Source organism: Corynebacterium sp. HMSC036E10 (genome assembly GCF_001836265.1).
Taxonomy (GTDB): Bacteria; Actinomycetota; Actinomycetes; order Mycobacteriales; family Mycobacteriaceae; genus Corynebacterium; species Corynebacterium coyleae.
This window is the reverse complement of record NZ_KV827977.1, coordinates 287792-312771: the sequence shown is the minus strand read 5'-3', so window position 1 is coordinate 312771 and position 24980 is coordinate 287792. Positions and strand designations below refer to the sequence as shown.

Sequence of the window (24980 nt, the reverse complement as noted above, 5' to 3'; positions counted from 1 at the left end):
GAAACCCCCGCCCCGCACGCACGTGCTCGGCGGGGGTTACACTATGCAGAAGTTTTGAGGAGGAGTGACATGGCTGATAACACCCGCGCCCAGCGGTTGGCAAAGCAGATTCAGACGATTGTTGCTTCCGCGATTGAGCGGGAGATTAAGGACCGCCGGCTGGAGTTGGTCACTGTGACCGACACCCGAGTCACCGGGGACCTTCATGACGCCACCATTTATTACACAGTGCGTGGCCAAGAGATCGACGACGAACCTGACTACGAGCAGGCCGCTGAGGCGCTCAACCGTGCTCGCGGGCAGATCCGCAAGATCGTGGGAGATCAGCTTTCGGTTCGGTTCACGCCGACCATCTCGTTTGAGCGCGATACCGTGCCGGAAGCTTCCGCGCACATGGAGGAGCTGCTCAACCGTGCCCGCGCGCGTGACGAGGAGCTAGCAAAGCTGCGCGCAAATGCGAAGCCGGCTGGCGATGCTGACCCGTACAAGCGCTCCGGTGAAGGGGAGTAGTGCCCTGAACAGCCAGCTGTTTGCGGAGCATGCTCCGCTATTTGCCGAGGTTGCCGAGCGTATCCGCGCTGCGGACCGCGTCAACGTGGTCGCACACATCAACCCCGATGCGGATGCGATCGGGTCGGCGTGTGCGCTCGCAAAGGGGCTCACGGTGCTTGGTATCGACAACGACGTTTACATTGGCCAGCCGTTGCCGCACCCGGCGAATATGCGCACCATCCCGGGAGTCGATGAGATCATCTACGGCGAAACTTTGCCGGAGGATGGCCTTGTTGTCACCGTGGATTGTGCCTCCGCAGATCGCACAGGAGCATTCCTGGTCGATGTTACGGATAACCCGTCGCGCGTTGTTGTCATCGATCACCACAACACCAACCCCGGTTTCGGTGACATGAATTTGATCGTCGAGTCCGAATCGACCACAACGATGATCCGCGAGTTGCTTGATCATCTTGGGGTGGAGCTTGACGAGGACATCGCGTACTGCCTGTACGCGGGCCTGGTCACCGACACCGGCAGCTTCCGGTGGGGCACACCGAGGATGCACCGTTTGGCCGCGGAGCTGATGGGCTACGGCCTGAATACTCGCCAGATTGCGCTGGACCTGATGGACACGATGAGTGCGACTGACCTCCAGCTCATGGGCGCGGTGTTGGCGGAAACCCAGATCATTCCGGTCAAGGGGCTCTCCGTTGCAGTGCTCACCATCCCCACGGGGTTGTTAGCGCGCATGAGTCAGCCAACGGTCGAGGCGATCATCGACTACGCCCGTGCCCTTGAAGGCACCGACGTTGGTGTGGTGTTGAAGCAGTACAGCAGCAAGCACTGGGCGATGTCGCTGCGTTCTACGGTGCTGAACGTTTCAACCGTCGCGCGCTCTCTTGGCGGTGGCGGACACAAGGCAGCAGCGGGGTACTCGGCCACCGGTTCGCGCTCTGAGGTCGTCCGCGACCTGCTCGACGCGCTGCCGGAACCCGCCGACCGATGAGGGGCGCGGTCGCCGCCCGCACACCAACCGCGCGGGATATCTTGATGCTCGCGCTGCCCGCGCTCGGCGTGCTGGCAGCCAACCCGCTGTACCTGTTGCTGGATACCGCTGTCGTTGGCAGGCTCGGCACCGCGCAGCTGGCTGCACTCGCTGCAGGCGCTGCCATCCAGTCGACCGTGACAACCCAATTAACGTTTTTGTCCTATGGCACGACGGCGCGAAGCTCGCGGTTTTATGGTGCCGGAAAACGCGATCAGGCAGTCGAGGAAGGTGTACAAGCTACCTGGGTAGCGCTCGGGGTCGGCGCGATCTTGGCACTGATTGTGTGGGTGTTCGCCCAACCGTTGGCGATGGCGCTTGCAGGTGACGTTGACACGAGTGTGCGCGCTGCGTCCTGGATGCGTGTGTCCGCATTCGCCATCCCGATGACGCTGATCATTATGGCCGGAAATGGCTGGATGCGCGGCGTGCAAAATACGCGATTGCCGTTTTACTTAACGTTGTGTGGCCTCATTCCCGGCGCGATCTCGTTGCCGTTATTGGTGAACCAGTACGGGCTTGTGGGCTCCGCGATATCCAACGTGATTGGCATGGGGATCACGTCGACGTTGTTCGTGGTGTTTCTTATCAGGGAGCACCGGACGTCGGGCCGGGGCTGGGCGCCGCAGTGGTCGGTGATTTCCAAGCAGCTCGTGTTAGGCCGCGACCTGATTTTGCGGTCGTTATCGTTTCAAGTCTCGTTGCTGACCGCTGCTGCAGTTGCTGGTCGCTTCGGCGTGGTTGCGCTTGCTGCTCACCAGTTGATGCTGCAGCTGTGGAACTTCCTCACACTCGTGCTTGATTCGCTGGCTATTGCGGCGCAGACCCTGACCGGCTCGGCTTTGGGGCGGGCAGGGGCGCAGGACGCACGCGCTGTTGGTGAGCACGCACTGAAGTACTCGATGGTCTTCGCGGTCGTGCTGGCCGTGGTGTTCGCGTTGTTCCGTGAGCCGATTCTGGGTTTGTTTACGCAGGATCAGGCGGTCGTCGATACGCTGCGGCTTCCGTGGCTGTTGTTTATCGCCATGATCATCGCCGGGGGAGCGGTGTTTGCGCTCGACGGGGTGCTGCTTGGTGCGGCGGATGCGGCGTACCTGCGCAACCTGACACTGTTTTCTCTGCTCGGGGTTGCGCTGCCGATCATCATCGCTTCCGGTTTCTTTGGCTGGGGCCTGACCGGTATTTGGGTCGGACAACTCGGCCAAATCCTTGTGCGCCTCGTAGGTGTAGTGCACAGGTTCCGTTCCATGCGATGGGCAGTGACAAGCGGTGATGGTAGGAATGACGCATGACCACGACACTCTGGGCAGTCAGCGACCTGCACGCCGCAGTGAAGCTCAACGGCCCAAAAATCGACGACATCCAGCCTACTGACCCGTCTGACTGGCTCATCGTCGCTGGCGACGTGGCCGAACGGTTCGAACTCATCGTTGAAGTGATGACAGAACTGGCCAGTCGGTTCGACACCGTCATCTGGGTGCCCGGCAACCACGAGCTATTTTGCCGTTCTGCGGACAGGTACCGCGGCCGAGAAAAGTACGCCATGCTGGTTCAAGCGATGCGCGCTATCGGTGTGATTACCCCGGAAGATCGCTATCCGGTGTTCGGCGGAGTGACCATCGCGCCGCTATTTACGCTGTACGACTATTCGTTCCGCAGCAGGGAAATGACTGTCGACGAAGCCCTGCAGGCCGCCCACGACAACAACGTGGTGATGACAGACGAGTTTGCCATCGCACCATTTGTGGATATCCGTGGCTGGTGCTGGGACCGTTTGGCCTACACCACCAAACGCTTATCCCGCATTAGCGGGCCGACGATTCTGGTCAACCACTGGCCGCTGGTGCAGGAGCCGGTGCAGCGCATGATGTGGTCTGAAATCGCCCTGTGGTGCGGGACCCGGCACACCAGGACATGGCCCAAGCGCTACAACGCGCAGGCAGTGGTGTACGGTCACCTGCACATGCCGGGGGTGACCAAGGTCGATGGCGTCGACCACATTGAGGTTTCCCTGGGCTATCCGCGCGAGTGGCGCCACCACCCGTCCACGCGGCAATTCCCGTACCCGGTCATGGAGGTTGAATAGTGATGCAAGATATTTCGCTGTTTCCTCCAGAAGCACGCTGCGTCTTTTTACTTACCGACGACGCCGGCGACCTTACCCGCTACGACGACCTCCATCCGGCGGAGCGCCAAGAGGTCAAAACCGCAGTCGATTTGCGCAAGGGAGAGTTCGGCGATGCCCGCTGGTGCGCACACCAGGCACTGCGCGAACTGGGCGTGGAATCTGCAGGTGCAATCCTGCGTGGGGAACGCGGTATGCCGTTGTGGCCAGAGGGGTTTACCGGCTCGCTGACCCATACCGATGGTCTGCGCGCCGCTGTCGCAGCACCAACCCGGTACGTACTGTCGATGGGGCTCGATGCGGAGCCGGCAGAATCGCTGCCAGACGGGGTGCTGGAGTCGATCGCCAGTGATACTGAGATTGCGATGGTCAACGGTATGCGTCAGCAGGGGCAGCAATGGGCCGACCGGCTGCTGTTTTGCGCCAAGGAAGCGACCTACAAGTGCTGGTTTCCGATGACACGGCGTTGGCTAGATTTCGACGAAGCCGAAATTGAGTTGCGCGCCGACGGCACGTTTGTCTCGCAGCTCCTCGCCCGTCCCGCGCCGGTGCCGGTGTTTGAGGGCCGCTGGGTGGTCCGTGGTGGCTACGTGGTGGCTTCCACGTACGTGCGCTAAGAGCTAAAGCGTGGATGGCCGCGCCACAAACACCGTGGCTAGACGCTTGCCCTGCTCTTTCACTAGGGCGACTGCTTTGCCGTCTGGTCCGACGGCGGCGTGCACGCCCTTCAAACCGCGCGGCTCGAGCCATTTGCCCATGGAGAGCGCCGCGTATTCATCAGTATTGATATCAAGCACCGGCCACGAGCGGGTCAGTGTCTCATCCATGGTCAGCGACAACACAGCATTGTCTTCCAACGCGTCGAGGGTGTGAGCGTCGTCGATGGAGAATGGGCCGACGGAGGTTCGTCGCAAAGCAATCAAATGCCCGCCAACCCCCAGTGCTGCGCCGAGGTCGCGGCCCAGCGAGCGGATATAGGTGCCGGAGGAACAATGCACGCGGGCGTCGATGTCGACGACGCCATCGTGGTGGCGGATCTCGCTGACATCGAAAGCGTGGACGGTCACGGGGCGGGGAGGAATGGTGACCTCCTCACCGGCGCGCACCAGTTCGTGGGCTCGGCGCCCATCGATCTTGATCGCGGACACCTTCGACGGAACCTGCATGATATCGCCGGTCAGCAGTGCGATCTGCTCGTGGATCGCGTCGTCGGTAACCGCGGACGCGTCGTGCGTTTCGGTGATCTCGCCCTCCGCATCGTCTGTGGTCGTGGACGCACCGAGGCGGATCGTCGTTTCGTAGACCTTGTCCTCTGCGACCAGGTGCGCCAGCAGCTTCGTGCCGCGCTCAATGCCTGCGACAAGCACGCCCGTGGCCATCGGGTCGAGCGTGCCAGCGTGGCCAACCTTGCGCGTGCCAAAGAAGCGGCGCAGTCGCGCGACCACGTCATGACTCGTCAAGCCCTGAGGCTTATCGACGACAACAATGCCGGACTTTTCGAGGGGATCGTTCATGGTTCTGAAGTATGCCGTACTGTGTCCTCCGTGGATATTTTGCGTGGCCTCGACGCAGTGCCGGAAACGTTTGGCGAGCCTGGTGGCACCGTCGTCACTATCGGCGTCTTTGACGGTGTGCACAGAGGCCACCAACTGCTGATCTCGAAGGCCGTGGATACCGCACGTGAACTCGGTGTGCCAAGCGTGGTCATGACCTTTGACCCGCACCCCGTGACGGTATTCGCCCCAGGTCACACACCTGCGGCGCTGATGTCGCTTGAGGAGCGCGCCCGCCACATCGCTGAGTTGGGCGTGGACTACTTGCTTGTCATTGATTTCCGGCACGAGCTCGGCGGGGTTTCGCCCGAGGGGTACGTGGAGGATGTCCTCGTGGGCCAACTGCGCGCCCGCCACGTGCTGGTGGGGGAGAATTTCACCTTTGGAAAAGATGCCGCAGGCACCGCTACAACCATGGCGCAGCTAGGGGAGCGCGCAGGCATCGACGTGACGATTGTGCGATTGCTTTCCGACGGCGGCGTCAAGGTCTGCTCCACCGCCATCCGCGACGAACTCTCCGGCGGAAACGTACAAACGGCGACCGACTACATGGGACGGCCGTTCTCTGTGATCGCACCGATTGAACGTGGTGCCGGCCGTGGCGGCAAGGAACTGGGATACCCGACGGCCAACCAGTACGCATCCGATGCGGCCGCGATCCCGGCTGACGGTGTCTACGCGGGCTGGCTCACCATCATCGACGACGCCCCCATCGACGGCGACATGGAACCCGGCGTGCGCTACCCAGCGGCGATCTCCGTGGGGACGAACCCCACGTTTGGCGACAACCGGCGCAGCGTTGAGTCGTTTGTGCTCGACCGCGACGCCGACCTGTACGGGCGGATGGCCCGAGTGGAGTTCGTGGGCAAGGTTCGCGACATGGTCAAGTTTGACTCCGTTGAGGAATTACTTGAGCACATGGCGCGCGATGTGGACACCACCCGCGATATTCTCGGTGCATGACCACGAAGCTGATCCTGGACCTAGACACCGGCATCGACGATGCCCTGGCACTGGCGTACGCACTCGCGTCGCCCGAAGTAGAACTCATCGGCGTGACCTGCACCTACGGCAACGTGGTTGTCGAGGATTCAGTGCGCAACACCCTTGCCATCTTGGAGCTGTTTGGCCGCACAGACATTCCGGTGTTCGCAGGCCCAGACCACGCACGCGCGAAGGACTCCTTCGAGGTCCAGGAGATCTCCGCGTTCATCCACGGCAAAAATGGCATTGGCGAGGTGGAGATCCCTGATCCGACGCGTCAGGTGGAATCGACGTCTGCGGTGGACTTCCTCGTCGAATCGGTTACGGCGTACGGCGATGACCTCATCATCGTGCCCACAGGCCCGTCCACCACAATCGCGGCAGCGGTCGAGGCATCCAACGTGTTCCGTGAAAATGCCAACATCGTGATGATGGGCGGCGCGCTCACCGTCCCAGGCAACGTCACCGCCTGGTCTGAGGCGAACATCAACCAGGACCCTGAGGCCACCGATGTGTTGTTCCGAAAGCTACGTAACGTCACCATGATTGGTCTTGACGTCACGCTGCAAACGCTTTTGACCACTAAAGAGACCGCGAAGTGGGCCGAACTGGGCACCACCGGCGGGAAGTTCCTTGCCGACATCACGAACTACTACATCGACGCCTACAAGACCACCTCGCCACACCTTGGCGGCTGCGGACTGCACGACCCGTTGGCGGTTGCCGTGGCTATCCAGCCGGGTTTGGTGGACACGCTTGGCATCAACATGAAGGTGGACACCGAGGGCGAGACGCGTGGGCGCACGATTGGCGACGAAACCCGCCTGAACGACCCGGACAAGTCCGCCGCAGTGGCCGTCACGGTAGACACCGCAGGTTTTCTCGAGGAGTTCATGCGACGTCTGACGAGTTTGGCGCAGTCCACGCCGGTCGTGTAACCTCTTTGAGGTCTTGCGCCAGACGACTGTGGTTCGCGGCAGTTATGGTGCAGCACAGACTTTTTCCGTAGAACGCGAACTGAAACAACCAAGGAGCACCTCATGGCACTGTCCACTGAGAAGAAGGCCGAAATCCTCAAGGAGTACGGCATCCACGAGACCGACACCGGTTCCACCGAGGCACAGGTTGCGCTGCTCACCGCGCGTATCAACAACCTGACCGAGCACCTGAAGGACCACCAGCACGATCACCACTCTCGTCGTGGCCTGCTGCTGCTCGTTGGTCGTCGTCGTGGTCTGCTGAAGTACCTGCGCGAGAACAATGTTGATCGCTACCGTGATCTCATTGCCCGTCTGGGTCTTCGTCGCTAAGCAATAGCGCCAAAAATAACGCCTCACCTGCACGGTGGGGCGTTTTTTGCTATTATTGCTGCCCGTTGCAAGAACACCTATGACATGGCGGCACCGATGATCGCCAACACGCCTTCGAAGGAGAGGGATCTTTTGCGCAACTTTAAGCCAAACAACTCGTTTGATGTCCACGTCGATGAAGATTTCGGCGTCACCGAAGCGGTTGCCACGCTGGATAACGGCGACTTCGGCACCCGCACCATTCGTTTCGAGACCGGCCAGCTCGCGCGCCAGGCCGACGGTTCCGTCACCACGTACCTCGACGAAGAGACCATGATGCTGGCCACCACCACCGCATCCAACCAGCCGCGCGAAGGATTCGACTTCTTCCCGCTGACCGTCGACGTTGAAGAGCGCATGTACGCCGCGGGCAAGATCCCGGGTTCGTTCTTCCGCCGCGAGGGCCGCCCGTCCACCCAGGCGATCCTGGCATGCCGTCTGATCGACCGCCCGCTCCGCCCGACCTTTGTTAAGGGCCTGCGTAACGAGGTGCAGGTGGTCATCACGGTGCTGTCGCAGCACCCGGAGGAGTACTACGACGTCGTCGCCATCAACGGTGCTTCCGCCGCGACGCAGCTTTCCGGCCTGCCGGTGTCCGGCCCGGTTGGTGGCGTGCGCATGGCACTGCTTGCCGACGATAAGCACCCCGAGGGCCAGTGGGTGGCATTCCCGAACTACGAGCAGCACGAGCGTTGCCTGTTCGAAATGGTCGTTGCTGGCCGCATGGTTGAGCGCAAGCGTGGCCGCAAGACCGAGGAAGATGTCGCCATCATGATGGTGGAGGCAGGCGCCGGCGTGAACGTGGTCGAGCAGATCAAGAAGGGCTACCCAGCCCCGACTGAGAAGACCGTTGCAGAAGGCCTCGAGGCAGCCAAGCCTTACATCGAGACCCTGTGCCGTGCGCAGCGTGCGCTTACCAGCGAGGTTTCCACCGAGCAGAAGGAATTCCCGCTCTTCCCGGCGTACTCCGAGAAGATGTTCAAGGCCGTTGAGAAGAAGGCCGCGAAGAAGCTGGCCAAGCTGATGACCATCGCGTCCAAGGCTGAGCGCGAGAACGCCACCAACGAGTACATGGAAGACATCGAGGAAGATCTGTTCGACTCCTTCGATATCGACGATGACGAGCGCGAGGAGCGCGACGCAGCATCGAAGGAAATCCGCGCCGCGTACAATGCACTGCAGAAGCAGATCGTGCGCGAGAAAATCCTCACCGAGGGCTTCCGTATCGACGGCCGCGGCGTGACCGATATCCGCGACCTCGGCGTCGAGGTGGAGCTCATCCCGCGTGCCCACGGCTCTGCGTTGTTCGAGCGTGGCGAGACCCAGATTCTCGGCGTGACCACCCTGGACATGCTGAAGATGGAGCAGCACCTCGACTCGCTGCACCCGGAGGAGTCCAAGCGCTACATCCACCACTACAACTTCCCGCCGTACTCCACTGGTGAAACCGGACGCGTCGGCTCTCCGAAGCGCCGCGAAATCGGCCACGGTGCGCTCGCCGAGCGTGCCCTTGAGCCGGTGATCCCGTCGCGTGAGGCGTTCCCGTACACGATCCGTCAGGTTTCCGAGGCGCTCGGTTCTAACGGCTCGACCTCGATGGGCTCCGTGTGTGCTTCCACGCTGTCGCTGTACAACGCAGGCGTACCGCTGGCTGCCCCAGTTGCCGGCATTGCAATGGGACTGGTCTCTGGCGAGGTCAAGGGCGAAACCGAATACGTTGCCCTGACCGACATCCTCGGCGCTGAGGATGCGTTCGGCGACATGGACTTCAAGGTGGCAGGTACCCGTGAGTTCATCACCGCCCTGCAGCTAGACACCAAGCTCGACGGCATCCCATCCAGCGTTCTCGCAGATGCGCTGAATCAGGCCCGCGATGCTCGCGAGGCCATCCTGGACACTATGGCTGAGGTCATCGAAGGCCCGGACGAGATGAACCCGCTCGCGCCGAAGATCACCACTGTGAAGATCCCGGTATCCAAGATCGGCGAGCTGATCGGCCCGAAGGGCAAGACCATCAACCAGATCACCGAGGACACCGGCGCAGACATCTCCATCGAGGACGATGGCACCGTGTTCGTCTCCGCAACTTCCGGCGAGGCTGCAGACGCCGCGATTGAGAAGGTCAACTCCATCGCGAACCCGCAGATGCCGAAGGTGGGCGAGCGCTACCTGGGCACCGTGGTCAAGACCGTGGCATTCGGCGCGTTCGTGTCCATCACACCGGGCACCGATGGTCTGATCCACATCTCCAACCTGGGTGGTAACACTCGCGTGGAGAAGGTCGAGGACGTCATCAACGTCGGCGACAAGGTCGAGGTTGAGATCCGCGACATCGACAACCGTGGCAAGATCTCGCTTGTTCCGGTGGAGGACAACGCGTAGTTTCCGCAAACTCCACGGGCGCTTCCCAGTTCGGGAAGCGCCCGTTTTGTCTTGCTAGGGCAGAAGACGCAATCGTTTGCCAAGCGCCAGCGCCGAGGTCATGAGTGGGCCGTAGAGCCGCTTCGGCATCGCGTGTGGGCCGCGCATGGGCACGATGCGTTGCTGTGCGATGTTTTTCACTTCGGTGTACTTGGTCATCCCGTCGCGTCCGTGGCGCCGGCCCATCCCGGATTCCTTCACCCCGCCCAGCGGGGTTGCCATTGAGCCCCAGGTGGCGGCGTAGCCGTCGTTGATGGTGACGCTGCCGGCCTCGACGCGCCGCGCAATGTTCCAGCCAGTCTGTGGGGCGGCGAACACGGAAGCGTTGAGCCCGTAGGGGAGACGGTTGGCCAACTCGATAGCCTCGTCGAGACTCTCAACCCGCTGGATGTAGACCACAGGGCCAAACACTTCCTCTTCACGCAGGTCCGCGTTGTTTGGGAGGTCAGCGAGGACCGTCGGCGCGAAGTGAAGTGGGCCAACGTCGGGGCGGGGACGGCCCCCAGTTACCACCCGCGCACCTTTTGATACGGCATCCTCCACGTACGTCTGGACCCGTTTGAGCTGGGTGTCGTCGATAAGCGAGCCCATGTCAAAGTCCCAGTTGAGCCCCTTGCCTAGGGTGAGTGATTCGGTGGCGTGGGTGAAGGCGTCCAGGAAGTCGTCGTAAATGTCTGCGTGGACGTAGATGCGCTCGATGGATACGCACAATTGGCCCGCGTTGGAAAAGCACGCGATTGCCATCGTGCGGGCGTGTTTGTGTACGTCGGCGTCCGGCGCGACGATCATCGCGTTTTTGCCGCCGAGTTCCGCGGAATAGCCGATGAGCCGTTCGCCGACAGTGCGGCCCAGTTTCTTGCCGGTGGCGGTGGAGCCGGTGAACATCAGGTAGTCGCACCGCTCGGCTATCGCACCGCCGACTTTTTGGCCGGAGCCTGTCACGACTTGGAACACGTCCGCTGGAAGGCCAGCCTCCACGAGCAGTTGCTTGACGACGAGACACGAAAACGGCGTCTTCGAATCCGGCTTCGCCACTACAGCGTTGCCAGCGATAAGAGCCGGGATGGCATCAGAAATAGCCAGGGAAAGCGGGTAGTTCCACGGACTGATCTGGCCGACAACACCGACGGGGATGCGTTGTTCCCGCGCACGGGTCAGCAGTGGCAGTGCTCCGGGGCGGCGCTTCTCTGAGAGGAACGTTGCTGCGTTGCGGGCGTAGTACCGGGCATTATTGAGCACGTCGAGCACTTCGTCGAACGCTGCCGTTCGGTCTTTGCCGGTCTCGAGCTGCACGATGTCCGCCAGCACGTCGCGGTGCCGGTAGACCAGCGAATGGAACGCGTCGAACACCGCGGTGCGATCCGCCAGGCTGCGCTCCGCCCACGCACGCTGCGCCACACGGGCGCGGCGAAACGCTTCATCCACGTCGTCTGTAGTGCCTGCGGAGACGGTGCCGAGGGGCTCGTCGATAAGCGGAGATGCGACGGAGATCACCTCGCCGCCGTGGTTCGTCGTCAGGGCGACGAGCTCGCTCTGAAGGTGTGCGGGCAGTGGTTGTTCGCGGAGACGTTTTGGCAGCATAACGCCGATGCTAGACGGGGCAACCGCCGGACGTTGCGTCTTGGCCCTTCGGAGAGTACGGGGTGATCAGTTTCGGTTCCTTGTACTTGCCGGAGATCATGCCGTTTTTGATCATCAGCGAGCGCCCTGGCTCCATGTAGCGCTTGTCCTCAGGCAGGATCTTGAACACACCGCGGATAAACCTTGCGATTCGGTTGAAGCGGCGCTGGTCGCGGTGCGTCCACTCAAGGTCGAGGATCTGGCGCTCCTTGTCGTTGAGCGTGCCAACAGTCAGCCAAATCACGCTGCGCATGATCGGCTTCCAGATGACCTTCCACACAGCCTCGGGGACACCATCCGGTGCCTTCACCGGTTCGACGCGGGCGGTACGCAGCGCGAAATCGACGGTATCGTTGCGCTCAAGCACAGTGTCTTCCATCTCTTCGATGTAGGCGATCAGGTCGTCGTAGTTGTCAATGACAGGGCGCTCGGACAGGCCGTACAAGTCCCACCAGGTCACGCCTTCGCGCACGATCTGGTCTTTCTCCGCATGGGTAAACGGGGTCCCGAACAGTTCCTGAGCGAGGATGACACGGTAGACGAATGTTGCGTGTGCCCACCAGTAGGTTTCTGGGTTGAGCGAGTGGTAGCGCTTGCCGTCGCGGAGCTTGCCCTTGATATCTACGTGGTAATCGCGGATTTGTTTACCGATCACGTCCTGGTCGTCGTAAATCGACGCGATGATTTGAGGGGTGGAGCGCTCAAGGCGTGCGAAAGGCTCCTCGAAAAACTTCGAGTGATCCAGCAGTGACTGGCCGATGGCTGGGTGCATATTCTGCAGCACGCCGGTGTAGCCGCGCAGGAGTTGGATGCGGTTGTCGGCGCCCCATTTCCACAGCAGCGAGTCAGGGCCGAGCGGTGCGCGTTTTACGTCGCGCTTACCGGTTTTGACACTGCCGTCGAGCAGGTCGTCGAAGCTATCGGATGGCTGTGGCTTTGGCATGGTGTGAAGCGTAACACAATCACGCTCTCCCTTGACCTGTCTCACTGGAAGTTTCTTCCGAATCGTCACGATGGCCGAGCAATTCTTCGCGACGATTCCACGTAAACAATCCGGCAAGCGGCGAGATACCGAAAAGCAGGCCCCAGCGGCGCTTGGCGTCGTCGTCAAGATCGCTGCGCTGAATCTCGCGCAACTTGCGCCACAAGACGAACAACCCAAGGACACTCACCCCGATGACGAAGGCGAGCCCAAGCCACGATGTGGCGTTCATTACTTCTGAAAGTCCACGACGATGCGGGTCGGGTTTTCAAGCACGCTGAGCTTGTACGGGCGCTGCTTGTCCAAACCGACAACGTACTGGGCGTCCGCTTCGAACACGCCGCCGTCCGCGATCTCCGTGATGCTGCCGGCCGCCACGCCGGCAGGGCTGGACTTAGCCAAGACTGCCTCATCTGCAGACATACTTAGCGGCACACCCTGGATGATCAGCGTGAAGTACGCATTACCGGCGGGTTTCAGTGGGAAGCCGGAAGCCTGCTGGCGCGGGTCGGTGTCGTACCCGGCGATCACGCTCGGCGAACCGGTGCCAGACAGTTCCACTACGAGGCGGTCGTATCCCTCGTGCGAACCAGCACGCACGTCTTCGACCATCATCTCGGCGAGTTGCTCGGACTGGATGTGTGTGTCTTCGAGCGAGAACCCATCTTTGGTGGGGGGCTCTACGGGGGCAGCTGCTGCGGCAGGGGAGACATCAGTGGTCGTCGCCGCTTCGCTCGAGGTAGCGGTCGTGCTCTGCGACGTTGGTGCTGTAACGGTGGCGTCGGTACTGGCGTCGGTGCCGGCGTCGTTGTCCGCAGAACACGCGCCGAGCAGCAGCGCCGCAATGGCACCCGGGATAAGTAGTGTCGTGTGGCGTTTCATAGTCGCCCAGCTTAGGTGGCGCTACCATTGCGGGCGAGCGAAAGAAAGGATGCACATGATCAAGGTTGGAGTGCTTGGCGCACAGGGCAAGGTCGGCTCGGCAGTCGTCGCCGGAGTGAAGAAGGCGGAAGATCTCGAGCTGGCGGCGGAGATCAACAAGGGGGACTCGCTGCAAACGCTTGTCGACGAAGGCGTCGACGTCATCGTCGATTTCACCACCCCCAGCGCGGTGATGGACAACCTGGAGTTCTGCATTAACAACGGCATCCACTGCGTTGTCGGCACGACTGGCTTCGACGATGCCCGCTACCAGCAGGTCCGCGACTGGTGCGCCGCCAACGAGGGCGTCGGCGTGCTCATCGCTCCGAACTTCGCCATCTCTGCGGTACTCACCATGGCGTTTGCCCGCCAGGCGGCGCCATTCTTCGAGTCGGCGGAGGTCGTCGAGTTCCACCACCCGAACAAACTCGACGCGCCGAGCGGCACCGCGGTCAAGACAGCGCAGGGGATTGCACAGGCCCGCAAGGAAGCCGGCATGGGCGCAATGCCGGACGCAACCGAGCAAGCACTCGACGGCTCCCGCGGCGCCGATGTCGACGGTGTGCCTGTCCACGCGGTACGCATGCAGGGCATGGTCGCGCACGAAGAGGTCATTTTCGGCACCACCGATCAGTCACTGACCATCCGTCAGGACTCTTACGGCCGTGAATCCTTCGTCCCAGGTGTTTTGACTGGTGTGCGCGAAGTGGCCAACCGCCCGGGCCTGACGATCGGCCTCGACGAGTACCTCGGGCTCTAAATGCGCGCCGAACTCGTCGCCGCAACCGCCCTGCGCAACACCCGCCCCGCAGGCGGCACCGATGTCACCGACGCAGAGGCGGTTATCGCGCACGCCGCAATGTCGTCCCACGACGCCGAAACAGTGCTGCGCAGGCTTATCGACGACGACCGCACCGACCTTCTCGCCCACGCCAGCGCCACCCTCCACGTGTACGGGGTATCGCGCGCCGCGGCAGAAATCATCCGTGCACACCCCGGTTTCGCGGTGAGCCTGCGTGACGACGACGGCGCGGTCGTCCCACACCTCATCGCGGAAGACGAGGACCTCGTCAACCTGTTTGACACCGCCATCGAACACATTGCATTCATCCGCCAAGAACTCCTCGACGGTCTCGAGCACGTGCTTGTCGACGACCCCAACCTGCTCTCTCGGCGCAAACGAGCCGCCGAAGCAGCCCGTTCTCTTTTGCCGTTAGCCACCGCAACGCAACTGGTAATCACAGGGTCGTACGGGGCGTGGCGTGGTTTCGTCGAGAAGCACAGCGGAAAATATGAAGACAAAGAAATCAGAATGATCGCACGCGCGTGCCTCGATGTGCTCCAGCCGGAAGCGCCCTTGGTGTTTGAAGATTTGGCGGCAGGGGAACGTCGATAAGCACATACGTGTCAATAGGAGGTATTCTTCTTGCTCATGGGCTCATCATGCAAAGTTGATACAGGCGCCAACACATTCGGCACCGTCTGCGTCGCCATGGTTACGCCGTTTGATTCCGACGGCAACCTCGACCTCGCCGCAGGACGTCGGCTTGCTGCCCACCTTGTAGAAAACGGAATCGACACCCTCGTCCTCGCCGGAACCACCGGCGAATCCCCAACAACCAGCGCAGAAGAAAAAGTTGAGCTGCTCAAAGCAGTGCGCGAAGAAGTTGGCACCAACGCAAAAATCGTCGCAGGCGCCGGCTCCAACAACACCCGCCACGCAGTCACGCTGGCACAACAAGCTGCAGACGCGGGCGCAGACGCCCTGCTCGCAGTCACCCCGTACTACTCCAAGCCCTCACAGGCCGGAGTAGTCGCGCACTTCAAAGCAATCGCAGCCGCAACCGACCTACCCGTCTGCCTCTACGACATCCCGGGACGCTCCGGGATCCCCATCACTGCCGAATCGATCCGCGAACTCGCCGAGGTCGACAACATTCAGGCAATGAAAGACGCCCGCGGCGACCTCTTCGAAGCCGCAGGGCTCATCCAAGAGACAGGCCTGGCGTGGTACTCAGGCGACGACCCGCTCAACCTGCCCTGGCTCACACTCGGCGCAACCGGAGTTATCTCCGTCGTCGGACACGCAGCACCACAAGCGCTGCGGGGACTCGTGGACGCATTCGAGGCTGGCGACCTCACCCGCGCACGGGAAATCAACGCCAACGTACTCAACGTCCTCGCACGGCAGCAGGCCGAGCTGGGTGGCGTGACATTTGCAAAAGCAGCTCTGCGACTGCAGGGCATCGAAGTGGGAGACCCGCGCCTGCCTGTCGCACCAGCGACAGCCGATCAGGTCAAGCGGCTCCAAGAAGATATGAAACAGGCTGGAGTCCTATAAATATGAACGAACCCCGCAACCGCGCCCGTAAGGTGACGCGCAAGGCAGGACCCCCGGAACCGGCTGATCAACAGCCGGTCTTCCAAGCTCCGGAGACCCCGGACACAAACGCACAGAAGAACACCGCCGATAATGGCGGCGACGCGGGCCGTGATGGCGGTCGCGACGGTGGTCGCAATGGCGGCGAAAGGCCGCGCGGCAACCGTGGTGGTAACGGCGGCAACAACGGTGGTGGCGGCAACGGTGGTGGCAGCAGCCGAAACCGTCGCCGTGGCCGTGGTCGCGGTGGCAACCAGGGCGGCGGTCGTCGCAACCCGGTGAAGGGAATGCAAGGCGCCGATCTGACCAAGCGCTTGCCAGCCCCGCCGAAACTGGCCAAGGACACCCTGCGTATCTACGCACTTGGTGGCATTTCCGAAATCGGCCGCAACATGACGGTCTTCGAATACAACGGCCGTCTGCTTATCGTGGACTGTGGCGTGCTGTTCCCGAACTCCGACGAGCCGGGCGTGGACCTGGTCCTGCCGGACTTCGGCCCGATTGAGAACAAGCTGGACAAGATCGACGCGCTCATCGTCACCCACGGCCACGAAGACCACATCGGTGCGATCCCGTGGCTGCTGAAGCTGCGCCACGACATCCCGATCTACTCGTCCAAGTTCACCAACGCCCTGATCAAGGCAAAGACGCAGGAGCACCGCCAGCGTCCGAAGCTCAACGACGTGAACAAGGACTCCGAGGTCACCGTCGGCCCGTTCCGCCTGCGCTTCTGGCACGTCAACCACTCCATTCCGGAGTGCCTCGGCGTGTCCATCAAGACCGGTGCCGGCCACGTCGTGATGACCGGCGACGTCAAGGTCGACCAGACCCCGTACGACGGCAAGCCGACCGACCTGCCGGCCCTGTCGCGTCTTGGTGACGAAGGCATCGACCTGTTCATGTGTGACTCCACCAACGCCACCATCCCGGGCATCTCCGCCTCGGAGGCAGGCATTGAGGAGACGCTGATCCGTCTCGTCGGTAATGCTCGCCAGCGCGTTGTCATTGCTTCGTTCGCCTCCAACGTTGCACGTGTGCAGATGGCGGTCAACGCCGCTGTGGCCAACAACCGCAAGGTTGCCTTCAACGGCCGCTCCATGCTCCGCAACATGGAGATTGCGGAGAAGATGAACCTGCTCAAGGCTCCGAAGGGCACGATCATTCCGATCGAAGAAGCCGCGAAGATGGCCCCGCATAAGACGGTGCTGATCACTACGGGTACCCAGGGTGAGCCGATGGCGGCGCTGTCGCGCATGTCTCGCCGCGAGCACCGTCAGATCACCATCCACGACGGCGACACGATCATCCTGTCGTCCTCGCTCATTCCGGGCAACGAGGAGGCCGTGTTTGCGGTGATTAACAACCTCGCCCAGATCGGTGCGAACGTGATCACCAACGCTGAGGCGCACGTTCACGCGTCCGGCCACGGCTACGCTGGCGAGCTGCTTGCGTTGTACAACGCTGCACGCCCGCGCAACGCCATGCCGGTGCACGGCGAATGGCGTCACATGCGCGCGAACAAGGAGCTCGCGATCTCTACTGGTGTGAAGCCGAACAACACGGCGCTTGCCCAGAATGGTGTTGTCGTCGATATGCACAAGGGCAACATCAAGGTTGCCGGCCAGTACCAGGTGGGCCAGCTCTACGTTGACGGCGTAACCATGGGTGACGTCGATCCGGACGTGCTCGCGGATCGTACGTCGCTGGCATCCGGCGGTGTTGTGTCGATTACCTGTGTTATCGACGACGCCACGGGTCGTCTCCTTGAAGCACCTCGCGTATCGACGACTGGCTACTCCGACGATGACCGCGACTTCAACAAGAAGGTTGTCGAAGGCGTCGAAGCCGTCATGGGTGACCTCGCTGCGGAAGGCGAGAACGATCCGTTCCGCATGGTGCAGCAGATCCGCCGCAAGGTCTCGCGTGCGATCGAGCAGAACTACAAGCGTCAGCCTGTGATCCTGCCGACCGTTGTGCCGATGTCGTCCGACAACCACATCGCGACTGAGGAAGAAATCGCCGCTACTCGCGAGTCCCGCTAGTTCGCTGCGTTAACCCCCGAATCGGGGTCTGGCCGTAACGCCGGGCCCCGATTTTGCTATTTCAGAGGTATGAAAAAGTCACTCGTAGCACTCACCGCCACCACGACCCTTCTCGCAGCCACGCCTGCACTTGCCGACGAGCGAGCACATCCGCTGCCGGAGGGGACACCGGTTCCGTACGATCCGGGCTACACCGGATACTGGATGAGCCACGACGTTGTGCGCCCTGGTGATCAGGACTACTACTCGGCTAATAACGATGCGATTCGCGTGCTGGGTCGTTTCGACGGCGACCAGATCCTGTGCGCTCACTACAAAGGTGGCATGCAGGGGTGCTACGTCGAAGGGCAGACGGTCACCGATTTGGGTTACGGCGCGTCGGGTCGGGTCGTGACCACTGACAAGACGTGGGCGATGTTCGCACCTGTACTCCGAGTGTTCATCAATATCGAGCAGAATCTCTTTAGCGTGTTCCGGAGCGCGCAGCTGCTCTAAAAGCTCGTGGCTATGCTCGTTGGCATGTCTTTTGCACAACGAGAACGCTCACGTCTGGCCGAGTTGTTCCTTGAGGTAGGCCCTGATGCGCCCACCTTGAACGAAGGGTGGAACACCTTCGACTTGGCCGCACACCTGCTGATCCGCGAGTCGAAGCCCTTGGCGTTGCCGGGCATGTTCGTGGACGCACTGTCGGGTATGACGGAGAAGGAAACCTCAAAGGTGAAGGCCCGCCCATACACCGAGGTGGTGAACGAGTGGGCGGCCGGCCCGCCGGTGTGGATCAAGCCGTTCGATGCTGCAATGAACACTGCCGAGCACTTTATTCACCACGAGGATGTGCGCCGGGGTGGGGGAGAGGTGCGCCCGCGCGACTTTTCTCGCACGGTGAACGCGCAGCTTTTGGCGCTGGCGAAGCGCTTCGGCGCGATGACGTTGCGCAAGGCTCAAGCGCCCGTGATTCTGACACCGCCGGACCTGCCGCCGGTGACTCTCGGGGATAAGGCAGGGGTGGCACAGCGTGGCGACGACGTCGTGCGCGTCAGCGGAGCACCCGGCGAATTGCTGTTGTGGGTATCGGGTCGCAACGCTGCGGAGATTGAACTGACAGGCGCATTGGAAGCGCTCGATGGTCTGGATGTCAAGATTTAACGCTTGACACCACGCCTCTGGTGTGGCGTATGGGGAAAATGTGACTTAAGGCGTTAGAGTTACACCCATGTCTGTCAAAAACACCGCACCGCGTAACTCGCGGTCTTCTTCACGCCGCTCGGCGGACGGCACCCGCTACGGCGGGCCGGTGTCGATGACACACCCGCCGACCTCTTCCACCGTGGCCGCCGACACTGCCGATGAGCGCGTCGGCTCTGCGTACAAAGTGGTCGGTAGTTCCCTCGGCGCCGCAGCCCGCGGCGTCGGTTCGTTTCTCCGGCGCGAGCCGCGCCACCATGAGCAGGAAGAAGAGAATCTGAGTACCTCACGCCGTCGCCCGCGACGCGACCAGTACGACGACCACGACGAGCTCGAACAGCGTGACGACGACCCCACGCCGCGTTCCAGCACCTTCGAGCATCACGCCGACGCTTGGGGCCTTGTGCTCATCGGCCTGGCCGCGGTCATTGGTGGCTCGGTGTGGTTCGATGTTGCAGGCCCGGTCGGGGATTTGATCTCCACCGGCACGCACTGGTTGATCGGTGCGGGTGCGCTGATCCTGCCGGTCGTGCTCGTCGGCGTCGCTATTGCGCTCATGCTTAACGTGCGCGCGAGCGACGAGGTTCGCGCACGCGCCGCTCTGGGCTTCAGCATCATCGCAGTGGCGATGCTTGGCCTCATCCACGTGTTTGCCGGCAACCCTTCGGCATGGGAAGACCGCAGGATCGCTGGCGGCGCGATCGGTGCCTTCACCGGTGGTTTGCTCGCTGCCGGGTTTTCCTCGTTCGTTGCCGTGCCGCTGCTGGGCTTGATCGTGCTGTACGGCGCGCTCAAAGCGACAGGTATTACGGTGCGCGAGGCCTACGACTACGTCAAGGGCCTCGTTACCGGCATGCTCAACGCAGAAGACGATGAGGACGACGACCCGTACTCGCACGTCGACGCAGACCTCGATGACATTGCAGAAGGCCGCGACCGCCCACGCCCACGCGCGTCGCGTCCAGCCCCACGTCTGATGCCTCGTCCGCGCCGCCCGCGCACGCCGATGGAGAGTTACCCCACCAACGAGGACGAAGACGACGACCTGTTCGACTTTGCGGACGACCTCAACGACACCGACGACACCTCCGAACCAGAACCAGAACCGGAGGCGACCACGGTCGTTCCTCGTCCGAAGCGTCGCCCTGCACCGACGCCAGCGCCGGCACCAGCGCAGACGACCCGCGCCGACAACAACCCCAACGAGACGAAGGTGTTGGAGCGCCCGGAAGAGACGTCGGATCGTCGACAAGCAGTGGCCCCCGATGCCGTCGAGACCTCGCGCGAGCAGATGGCGAAAGCCATCGCCGCACGCTCCGGCATCGACGCCTCCAAAATCCCTGCAACCACCCCAAAGTCCGAAACCCAACCACCGGCACCGAAGCAGGTACGCAAGATCCCGCAGGGCGACTACACCCTGCCCTCAACCGACCTGCTCATCCCCGGCAACCCGCCGAAGACGCGCACCGAAGCCAACGACCGCATGATCGAAGCCATCACCGATGTCTTCGAAGAATTCAACGTCAACGCACAAGTCACCGGCTTCTCCCGCGGCCCGACAGTGACCCGTTACGAGGTCGAACTTGGCCCAGGTGTGAAGGTCTCCAAGATCACCAACCTGCAGTCCAACCTCGCCTATGCGGTGGCCACCGACAACGTCCGCCTGCTCACTCCGATCCCCGGCAAATCCGCCGTCGGCATCGAGGTACCCAACGCTGACCGCGAAATGGTGCGCCTGCGCGACGTGCTCGACGCACCGAACGTGGCGTCGCAGGACGATCCGATGCTCATCGGTCTGGGCAAGGACATCGAAGGCGACTTCATCGCGTCGTCGGTACAGAAGATGCCGCACCTGCTGGTTGCCGGTTCGACGGGTTCCGGTAAGTCAGCGTTCGTGAACTCCATGCTCATCTCGTTGCTCACGCGCGCCACCCCTGAGGAGGTCCGCCTCATCCTGGTGGACCCGAAGATGGTGGAACTGACCCCGTACGAGGGCATCCCGCACCTGATCACGCCGATTATCACTCAGCCGAAGAAGGCGGCCGCAGCCTTGCAGTGGTTGGTGGAGGAGATGGAGCAGCGCTATATGGACATGAAGTCCGCGCGCGTGCGCCATATCAAGGACTTCAACCGCAAGGTGCGCTCTGGTGAGCTGACGGCCCCTCCGGGGTCGGAGCGTGAGATGCGTCCGTACCCGTTCATCGTGTGTGTTGTCGACGAGTTGGCAGACCTGATGATGACGGCGCCGAAGGAAATCGAGGACTCGATCGTTCGTATCACGCAGAAGGCGCGTGCGGCCGGTATCCACTTGGTGCTTGCGACCCAGCGTCCGTCCGTGGATGTGGTGACTGGTCTGATTAAGACGAACGTGCCGTCGCGTCTTGCGTTTGCGACCTCGTCGTTGACGGACTCTCGCGTGATCCTCGACCAGGGCGGTGCCGAGAGGCTCATCGGTATGGGTGATGGTTTGTTCATCCCGCAGGGTGCCGGCAAGCCGCAGCGTATGCAGGGCGCGTTCGTTTCGGACGAGGAGATCCAGGCGGTTGTCGACGCTGCGAAGTCCCAACAGGACGAACCCGACTACGTTGAGGGCGTCACGGAGGATAAGCAGGCGGAAGCCAAGGTCATTGACGACGACATCGGTAAGGACATGGACGACCTCCTCGAGGCCGTCGAGCTGGTGGTGACTTCCCAGCTGGGTTCGACGTCGATGCTGCAGCGCAAGTTGCGTATCGGTTTCGCCAAGGCTGGCCGCCTGATGGACCTGATGGAATCTCGCGGCGTGGTCGGCCCGTCTGAGGGGTCGAAGGCTCGCGAGGTGTTGGTCAAGCCGGAGGAGTTGGAGACGATCATCTGGATGATCAAGGGCGCCGATCCGGCTGAGGCACCCAAGGACGTCATGCTTGACGACGACACCACCACCGACGGCCCTGACTCTGGCAGTGACACTGGCGGCACCGACGGCGACACCCGCACCGTCACCGCCACGTACAACCCCACTGGGGGAGCCTTCTAGCCTGTCTGAGGGCATTTCGAATAACCCGCCGTGTGCGGGGTTTCGTCGTTAAGTAGCCGCTAGCCGAAGAGTTGCTGCATTGCCCCCGCTTCGGTCACGGGAACCGGCACACCACTTGGCGAGACCCATGTCGGGGTGCCGTTGATGATTTCGATGCGCCCTCGACTGGTGTGCCAAGGGTCGTCGTCGTTGACCCGGTTGTGGTAGCTGCACAGGGGTGCGAGGTTATCTATGTTGGTTTCTCCGCCGTGCTTCCAGGCCGTGATGTGGTGAATCTCGCAAAAGTCAGCTCCATGACGACAAGAGGGGAAGGGACAACGAGGCATGAGCAGGCGTGCGAGGTCGCGCTGTTTTTGGTTGGCGAAGCGCTGTGTCCGGTAGAGGTTCACCGCCCCGGCTTGCGGGTGGAACAGGGCGATTTCACCGAAGGTGAGATTGAGGTACTCGGCTCCGGTCATGGTGGTGCCGTCGGTAAGTACGAGGGTCACATCCTCGCCGTCGCCGGAGAGGATCCGGATGTGCTCAGGTAGCGGTGCGAGCACTATCGGGCGGGGAGCGACGTGTGGGATGGAGGTGCCGTCGCGAAGCAATGTCAAGAACGCGTCAAGCATCTGTGGTGCCGCGGGCCGTGAGCTGTCCACGTGCTGGCGCAGTGCGTGTTCGAGATCCGCGATGTCTCGCTCGGGGGCGGTGACCCTCATCGTCCGCATCCCAAGGGTGGAGCAGGAGAACGTGACCTGTGCTTTCGGCATCCTCGGCGCCGTTGGTGGGATGAGGTCTTTTGCAGCCTGGCGCAGTGTGGCGAAGCTGCCGTGGACGGCGAGGAGCTTGTGGCGCACGCGCCAACGCTCGCTCTCATCGTCGATTGCAGTCAGCCGGTTCTCGATGTACGACAGCCGGTCCAAGTCGAACGCGCCAGCGCGGGCCGCCTCCACGGCTCGGCGCTGCTGCTTGGTCCACTTTGTGGCGCCGAAGTAGACGTCGTGGATGCGGCCCCAGGCGGTCACGGTCGCTGGCCGGCAGCGGCTGGCAAGTGCGGCTGCACGGTCGAATCCTTGCAAGCTGTCCACCGTGGGCAGGCCTGCGAGGAAGGTTTCAAATGGGCTCATGCCTCGCACGTTAAACCAGTTGCGCAATGCCCGGCAGGGCCCTTGTGGATAACCGCGTTGACGCATCAACAAACTGGGGTGGTTATCCACATTCGCGACACCAAAAAAGTGTGTGTATTGTGTTACCCACTTGGAGGGGAGTACCCCAGAAGTGTTCTGGATCGTCAACACGGTGTCGTCGAAAAGTGATGGCCCCGGTCCGAACAGCCCACTTGGGTGGGGGAGACCTCCGGTCGTTTCTGCTACCGGAGGATTAAACGCATGCATGTGCCGTTAAGTATTTGGCTGATCACCTCTGCGGTGATCCTGGGATTTTTCATCTTTGACTTCGTCTCGCACGTGCGTACCCCGCACGAGCCGACGATGAAGGAATCGGGCGGCTGGGCCCTGTTCTACATGACCATGGCCTGCATTTTCGGCGGGATCGTGTGGTGGCTGTGGGACGGCGAACACGGCATGCAGTTCTTCACCGGCTACATCACTGAGCTGTCGCTGTCGGTGGATAACCTTTTCGTGTTCGCGCTGATCATGGGTGCGTTCAAGATCCCACGCGCGTATCAGCAAAAGGTGTTGCTGATCGGCATCGTGATCGCGCTGATCTGCCGTCTCGTATTCATTCTGCTGGGTGCCGTGATCATCGAGGCCTGGTCGGACGTGTTCTACATCTTCGCCGCCTTCCTGATCTACACCGCGATCAAGATGGTGTACGACGAGGTGACGGACCAAGAGGATCCGGATCCGAACGACATGATGGTGGTCAAGACGCTACGCAAGGTCATCCCGGTAACCAAGTCGTACCACTCCGACCGTCTCGTTTCGAGGACTCAGGCCGGAAAGAAGGCTGTCACGCCGCTGTTCGTCGCCCTGCTGTCCATCGGTTTCATCGACGTGATGTTCGCCTTCGACTCCATCCCGGCGATCTACGGCATCACCCAGGAATCCTTCCTCGTGTTCACCGCCAACGCGTTCGCGCTGCTGGGCCTGCGCCAGCTCTACTTTCTGCTCAACGGCCTGCTCGACCGCCTGGTATACCTGCCGTACGGCCTCGCGGTGGTGCTCGGCTTCATTGGTGTGAAGCTGCTGTTGCACGCGCTGCACGAGAACAACCTGTCGTTCATCAATGGCGGCGAGGGTCTCGACGTGCCGGAGGTCGGCACTGTCGCCTCGCTGCTGATCATCGTCGGCGTGCTCGCGATCACCGCGATTGCCTCGGTGATCAAGGACCGCGCTGACGTGAAGGCTGGTGTTCGTGATCCGAACGAAAACCAGTACCACATTGATTTCGACGACCACGGCAACCGCCGCAAGGTCGACCGTCACGGCCACCATGTTGAGTGGATCGACGACCCGGCGACCTCTGGCAAGGGCGATCACACCGCGACCGGATCGCGCGAGACCGCCCACCTCGATGTCGCGCGTGGCGGTAGGAAGGCTTAGCCGAAGATATTCATCACCGGGTTCCACTCCCGGATCTCGCGCGCTGCGAGTGCGCCGGCGGTCGTGTATGGGTCTTGATCCAGCACGGCCGCCGCATCAGCTTCAGTGGCAGTGTCGGGCAGTTGCAGGATGATCAGGGCTTGATTGGCGCCGATAAACGGGCCGGATCCCACGATGCGTCCGAGTGCGAGTTGCGAGGAGATGAATTCGCGGTGGGCGGGGCGGGTGTCGTCGACAAGCGTTTGCTCGCCGTAGGTGTAGGTTGCTGCGAAATACTTCATGGAGGGCAGTCTAGGTGGAACGCGTGAGATGGGTA

At 61.9% G+C, this 24980-nt stretch carries 24 protein-coding genes; 18 read left to right on the top strand and 6 right to left on the bottom strand.

Annotated features, from left to right (window positions below):
- Positions 1-69: 69 nt before the first annotated feature.
- From rbfA to HMPREF2736_RS05385, 5 genes are read left to right on the top strand one after another with little or no spacing between them, the layout of a single operon-like run.
- Positions 70-510: a 30S ribosome-binding factor RbfA gene (gene rbfA / locus HMPREF2736_RS05405; protein WP_070422292.1), complete on the top strand. Its 441-nt coding sequence runs from the start codon at positions 70-72 to the stop codon at positions 508-510.
- Entirely contained in the window at positions 497-1501 is a 1005-nt protein-coding gene (locus HMPREF2736_RS05400) for a DHH family phosphoesterase (RefSeq protein ID WP_246822058.1), read from the top strand. The genes rbfA and HMPREF2736_RS05400 overlap by 14 nt, the downstream gene beginning before the upstream one ends.
- The gene (locus HMPREF2736_RS05395) at positions 1498-2832 is read left to right on the top strand and encodes an MATE family efflux transporter (protein ID WP_070829044.1); all 1335 of its coding nucleotides are present in this window, start codon (positions 1498-1500) and stop codon (positions 2830-2832) included. The genes HMPREF2736_RS05400 and HMPREF2736_RS05395 overlap by 4 nt, the downstream gene beginning before the upstream one ends.
- Positions 2829-3626 carry a metallophosphoesterase family protein gene (locus HMPREF2736_RS05390; RefSeq protein ID WP_070422294.1) on the top strand — a complete coding sequence of 266 codons (798 nt, stop codon included), beginning with the start codon at positions 2829-2831 and terminating at the stop codon, positions 3624-3626. The genes HMPREF2736_RS05395 and HMPREF2736_RS05390 overlap by 4 nt, the downstream gene beginning before the upstream one ends.
- A 2-nt stretch (positions 3627-3628) precedes the next feature.
- Positions 3629-4282, top strand: a complete 654-nt coding sequence (locus tag HMPREF2736_RS05385; RefSeq protein ID WP_070614539.1) for a 4'-phosphopantetheinyl transferase family protein — start codon at positions 3629-3631, stop codon at positions 4280-4282.
- A 3-nt stretch (positions 4283-4285) separates the two neighbouring features.
- Here HMPREF2736_RS05385 and truB read toward each other — a convergent pair whose 3' ends face one another.
- Positions 4286-5179, bottom strand: coding sequence for a tRNA pseudouridine(55) synthase TruB (gene truB / locus HMPREF2736_RS05380; RefSeq protein WP_070829043.1), 894 nt, complete (start codon positions 5177-5179; stop codon positions 4286-4288).
- A 21-nt stretch (positions 5180-5200) separates the two neighbouring features.
- On the opposite strand from truB, the gene HMPREF2736_RS05375 reads away from it, so the two are divergent.
- The 4 genes from HMPREF2736_RS05375 (at position 5201) to HMPREF2736_RS05360 (ending at position 9933) form a co-directional block, all read left to right on the top strand.
- On the top strand, positions 5201-6181 hold the full coding sequence (locus HMPREF2736_RS05375; protein WP_371326410.1) for a bifunctional riboflavin kinase/FAD synthetase: 981 nt from the start codon (positions 5201-5203) through the stop codon (positions 6179-6181).
- The gene (locus HMPREF2736_RS05370) at positions 6178-7140 is read left to right on the top strand and encodes a nucleoside hydrolase (protein ID WP_070422297.1); all 963 of its coding nucleotides are present in this window, start codon (positions 6178-6180) and stop codon (positions 7138-7140) included. Before HMPREF2736_RS05375 ends, HMPREF2736_RS05370 begins: the two co-directional genes overlap by 4 nt.
- 102 nt (positions 7141-7242) lie before the next feature.
- Positions 7243-7512, top strand: coding sequence for a 30S ribosomal protein S15 (gene rpsO, locus HMPREF2736_RS05365; RefSeq protein WP_070422298.1), 270 nt, complete (start codon positions 7243-7245; stop codon positions 7510-7512).
- A gap of 96 nt (positions 7513-7608) precedes the next feature.
- On the top strand, positions 7609-9933 hold the full coding sequence (locus HMPREF2736_RS05360) for a polyribonucleotide nucleotidyltransferase (RefSeq protein WP_070829184.1): 2325 nt from the start codon (positions 7609-7611) through the stop codon (positions 9931-9933).
- A gap of 54 nt (positions 9934-9987) precedes the next feature.
- Here the strand turns inward: HMPREF2736_RS05360 and HMPREF2736_RS05355 are convergent, their stop codons facing one another.
- Entirely contained in the window at positions 9988-11553 is a 1566-nt protein-coding gene (locus HMPREF2736_RS05355) for a succinic semialdehyde dehydrogenase (protein WP_141761592.1), read from the bottom strand.
- A gap of 10 nt (positions 11554-11563) precedes the next feature.
- The gene (locus HMPREF2736_RS05350) at positions 11564-12535 is read right to left on the bottom strand and encodes an oxygenase MpaB family protein (RefSeq protein WP_070829042.1); all 972 of its coding nucleotides are present in this window, start codon (positions 12533-12535) and stop codon (positions 11564-11566) included.
- A 70-nt stretch (positions 12536-12605) separates the two neighbouring features.
- Here HMPREF2736_RS05350 and HMPREF2736_RS12195 point away from each other — a divergent pair, with 70 nt between their 5' ends.
- The gene (locus HMPREF2736_RS12195; protein WP_141761591.1) at positions 12606-12815 is read left to right on the top strand and encodes a hypothetical protein; all 210 of its coding nucleotides are present in this window, start codon (positions 12606-12608) and stop codon (positions 12813-12815) included.
- Here HMPREF2736_RS12195 and HMPREF2736_RS05340 read toward each other — a convergent pair.
- The gene (locus HMPREF2736_RS05340; RefSeq protein WP_070451013.1) at positions 12806-13456 is read right to left on the bottom strand and encodes an AMIN-like domain-containing (lipo)protein; all 651 of its coding nucleotides are present in this window, start codon (positions 13454-13456) and stop codon (positions 12806-12808) included. The genes HMPREF2736_RS12195 and HMPREF2736_RS05340 overlap by 10 nt on opposite strands.
- 55 nt (positions 13457-13511) lie before the next feature.
- Here HMPREF2736_RS05340 and dapB point away from each other — a divergent pair, with 55 nt between their 5' ends.
- The 7 genes from dapB (at position 13512) to HMPREF2736_RS05305 (ending at position 22118) form a co-directional block, all read left to right on the top strand.
- Complete coding sequence (dapB, locus tag HMPREF2736_RS05335; protein WP_070829041.1) at positions 13512-14255, top strand: 4-hydroxy-tetrahydrodipicolinate reductase; 744 nt, start codon at positions 13512-13514, stop codon at positions 14253-14255.
- Entirely contained in the window at positions 14256-14891 is a 636-nt protein-coding gene (locus HMPREF2736_RS05330) for an FAD-dependent thymidylate synthase (RefSeq protein ID WP_070829040.1), read from the top strand.
- A 36-nt stretch (positions 14892-14927) separates the two neighbouring features.
- Positions 14928-15836, top strand: a complete 909-nt coding sequence (gene dapA / locus HMPREF2736_RS05325) for a 4-hydroxy-tetrahydrodipicolinate synthase (RefSeq protein WP_070483851.1) — start codon at positions 14928-14930, stop codon at positions 15834-15836.
- A 2-nt stretch (positions 15837-15838) separates the two neighbouring features.
- Complete coding sequence (locus tag HMPREF2736_RS05320; protein ID WP_070422305.1) at positions 15839-17917, top strand: ribonuclease J; 2079 nt, start codon at positions 15839-15841, stop codon at positions 17915-17917.
- 69 nt (positions 17918-17986) lie between these two features.
- Entirely contained in the window at positions 17987-18412 is a 426-nt protein-coding gene (locus HMPREF2736_RS05315) for a hypothetical protein (RefSeq protein WP_070829039.1), read from the top strand.
- A gap of 24 nt (positions 18413-18436) precedes the next feature.
- Complete coding sequence (locus HMPREF2736_RS05310; protein ID WP_083316784.1) at positions 18437-19063, top strand: TIGR03085 family metal-binding protein; 627 nt, start codon at positions 18437-18439, stop codon at positions 19061-19063.
- A 67-nt stretch (positions 19064-19130) separates the two neighbouring features.
- On the top strand, positions 19131-22118 hold the full coding sequence (locus HMPREF2736_RS05305) for an FtsK/SpoIIIE family DNA translocase (RefSeq protein WP_070569968.1): 2988 nt from the start codon (positions 19131-19133) through the stop codon (positions 22116-22118).
- Between the two features lie 59 nt (positions 22119-22177).
- Here the strand turns inward: HMPREF2736_RS05305 and HMPREF2736_RS05300 are convergent, their stop codons facing one another.
- Entirely contained in the window at positions 22178-23227 is a 1050-nt protein-coding gene (locus HMPREF2736_RS05300) for an HNH endonuclease signature motif containing protein (protein ID WP_070829038.1), read from the bottom strand.
- A 261-nt stretch (positions 23228-23488) separates the two neighbouring features.
- Between HMPREF2736_RS05300 and HMPREF2736_RS05295 the strand changes: the two genes are divergently transcribed.
- Complete coding sequence (locus HMPREF2736_RS05295; protein WP_070771417.1) at positions 23489-24664, top strand: TerC family protein; 1176 nt, start codon at positions 23489-23491, stop codon at positions 24662-24664.
- Here HMPREF2736_RS05295 and HMPREF2736_RS05290 read toward each other — a convergent pair.
- Entirely contained in the window at positions 24661-24945 is a 285-nt protein-coding gene (locus HMPREF2736_RS05290) for a YciI family protein (protein WP_070451021.1), read from the bottom strand. The two genes, HMPREF2736_RS05295 and HMPREF2736_RS05290, sit on opposite strands and share 4 nt — an antisense overlap.
- Positions 24946-24980 lie beyond the last annotated feature (35 nt).

Excerpts from the sequence above, each read along its gene's own strand:
- rbfA (WP_070422292.1), top strand. The coding sequence starts at position 70 with ATGGCTGATAACACCCGCGCCCAGCGGTTGGCAAAGCAGATTCAGACG.
- HMPREF2736_RS05395 (WP_070829044.1), top strand. The coding sequence starts at position 1,498 with ATGAGGGGCGCGGTCGCCGCCCGCACACCAACCGCGCGGGATATCTTG.
- HMPREF2736_RS05390 (WP_070422294.1), top strand. The coding sequence starts at position 2,829 with ATGACCACGACACTCTGGGCAGTCAGCGACCTGCACGCCGCAGTGAAG.
- HMPREF2736_RS05385 (WP_070614539.1), top strand. The coding sequence starts at position 3,629 with ATGCAAGATATTTCGCTGTTTCCTCCAGAAGCACGCTGCGTCTTTTTA.
- truB (WP_070829043.1), bottom strand. The coding sequence starts at position 5,179 with ATGAACGATCCCCTCGAAAAGTCCGGCATTGTTGTCGTCGATAAGCCT.
- HMPREF2736_RS05370 (WP_070422297.1), top strand. The coding sequence starts at position 6,178 with ATGACCACGAAGCTGATCCTGGACCTAGACACCGGCATCGACGATGCC.
- rpsO (WP_070422298.1), top strand. The coding sequence starts at position 7,243 with ATGGCACTGTCCACTGAGAAGAAGGCCGAAATCCTCAAGGAGTACGGC.
- HMPREF2736_RS05360 (WP_070829184.1), top strand. The coding sequence starts at position 7,609 with ATGATCGCCAACACGCCTTCGAAGGAGAGGGATCTTTTGCGCAACTTT.
- HMPREF2736_RS05355 (WP_141761592.1), bottom strand. The coding sequence starts at position 11,553 with ATGCTGCCAAAACGTCTCCGCGAACAACCACTGCCCGCACACCTTCAG.
- HMPREF2736_RS05350 (WP_070829042.1), bottom strand. The coding sequence starts at position 12,535 with ATGCCAAAGCCACAGCCATCCGATAGCTTCGACGACCTGCTCGACGGC.
- HMPREF2736_RS12195 (WP_141761591.1), top strand. The coding sequence starts at position 12,606 with ATGGCCGAGCAATTCTTCGCGACGATTCCACGTAAACAATCCGGCAAG.
- HMPREF2736_RS05340 (WP_070451013.1), bottom strand. The coding sequence starts at position 13,456 with ATGAAACGCCACACGACACTACTTATCCCGGGTGCCATTGCGGCGCTG.
- dapB (WP_070829041.1), top strand. The coding sequence starts at position 13,512 with ATGATCAAGGTTGGAGTGCTTGGCGCACAGGGCAAGGTCGGCTCGGCA.
- HMPREF2736_RS05330 (WP_070829040.1), top strand. The coding sequence starts at position 14,256 with ATGCGCGCCGAACTCGTCGCCGCAACCGCCCTGCGCAACACCCGCCCC.
- dapA (WP_070483851.1), top strand. The coding sequence starts at position 14,928 with ATGGGCTCATCATGCAAAGTTGATACAGGCGCCAACACATTCGGCACC.
- HMPREF2736_RS05320 (WP_070422305.1), top strand. The coding sequence starts at position 15,839 with ATGAACGAACCCCGCAACCGCGCCCGTAAGGTGACGCGCAAGGCAGGA.
- HMPREF2736_RS05315 (WP_070829039.1), top strand. The coding sequence starts at position 17,987 with ATGAAAAAGTCACTCGTAGCACTCACCGCCACCACGACCCTTCTCGCA.
- HMPREF2736_RS05310 (WP_083316784.1), top strand. The coding sequence starts at position 18,437 with ATGTCTTTTGCACAACGAGAACGCTCACGTCTGGCCGAGTTGTTCCTT.
- HMPREF2736_RS05305 (WP_070569968.1), top strand. The coding sequence starts at position 19,131 with ATGTCTGTCAAAAACACCGCACCGCGTAACTCGCGGTCTTCTTCACGC.
- HMPREF2736_RS05300 (WP_070829038.1), bottom strand. The coding sequence starts at position 23,227 with ATGAGCCCATTTGAAACCTTCCTCGCAGGCCTGCCCACGGTGGACAGC.
- HMPREF2736_RS05295 (WP_070771417.1), top strand. The coding sequence starts at position 23,489 with ATGCATGTGCCGTTAAGTATTTGGCTGATCACCTCTGCGGTGATCCTG.
- HMPREF2736_RS05290 (WP_070451021.1), bottom strand. The coding sequence starts at position 24,945 with ATGAAGTATTTCGCAGCAACCTACACCTACGGCGAGCAAACGCTTGTC.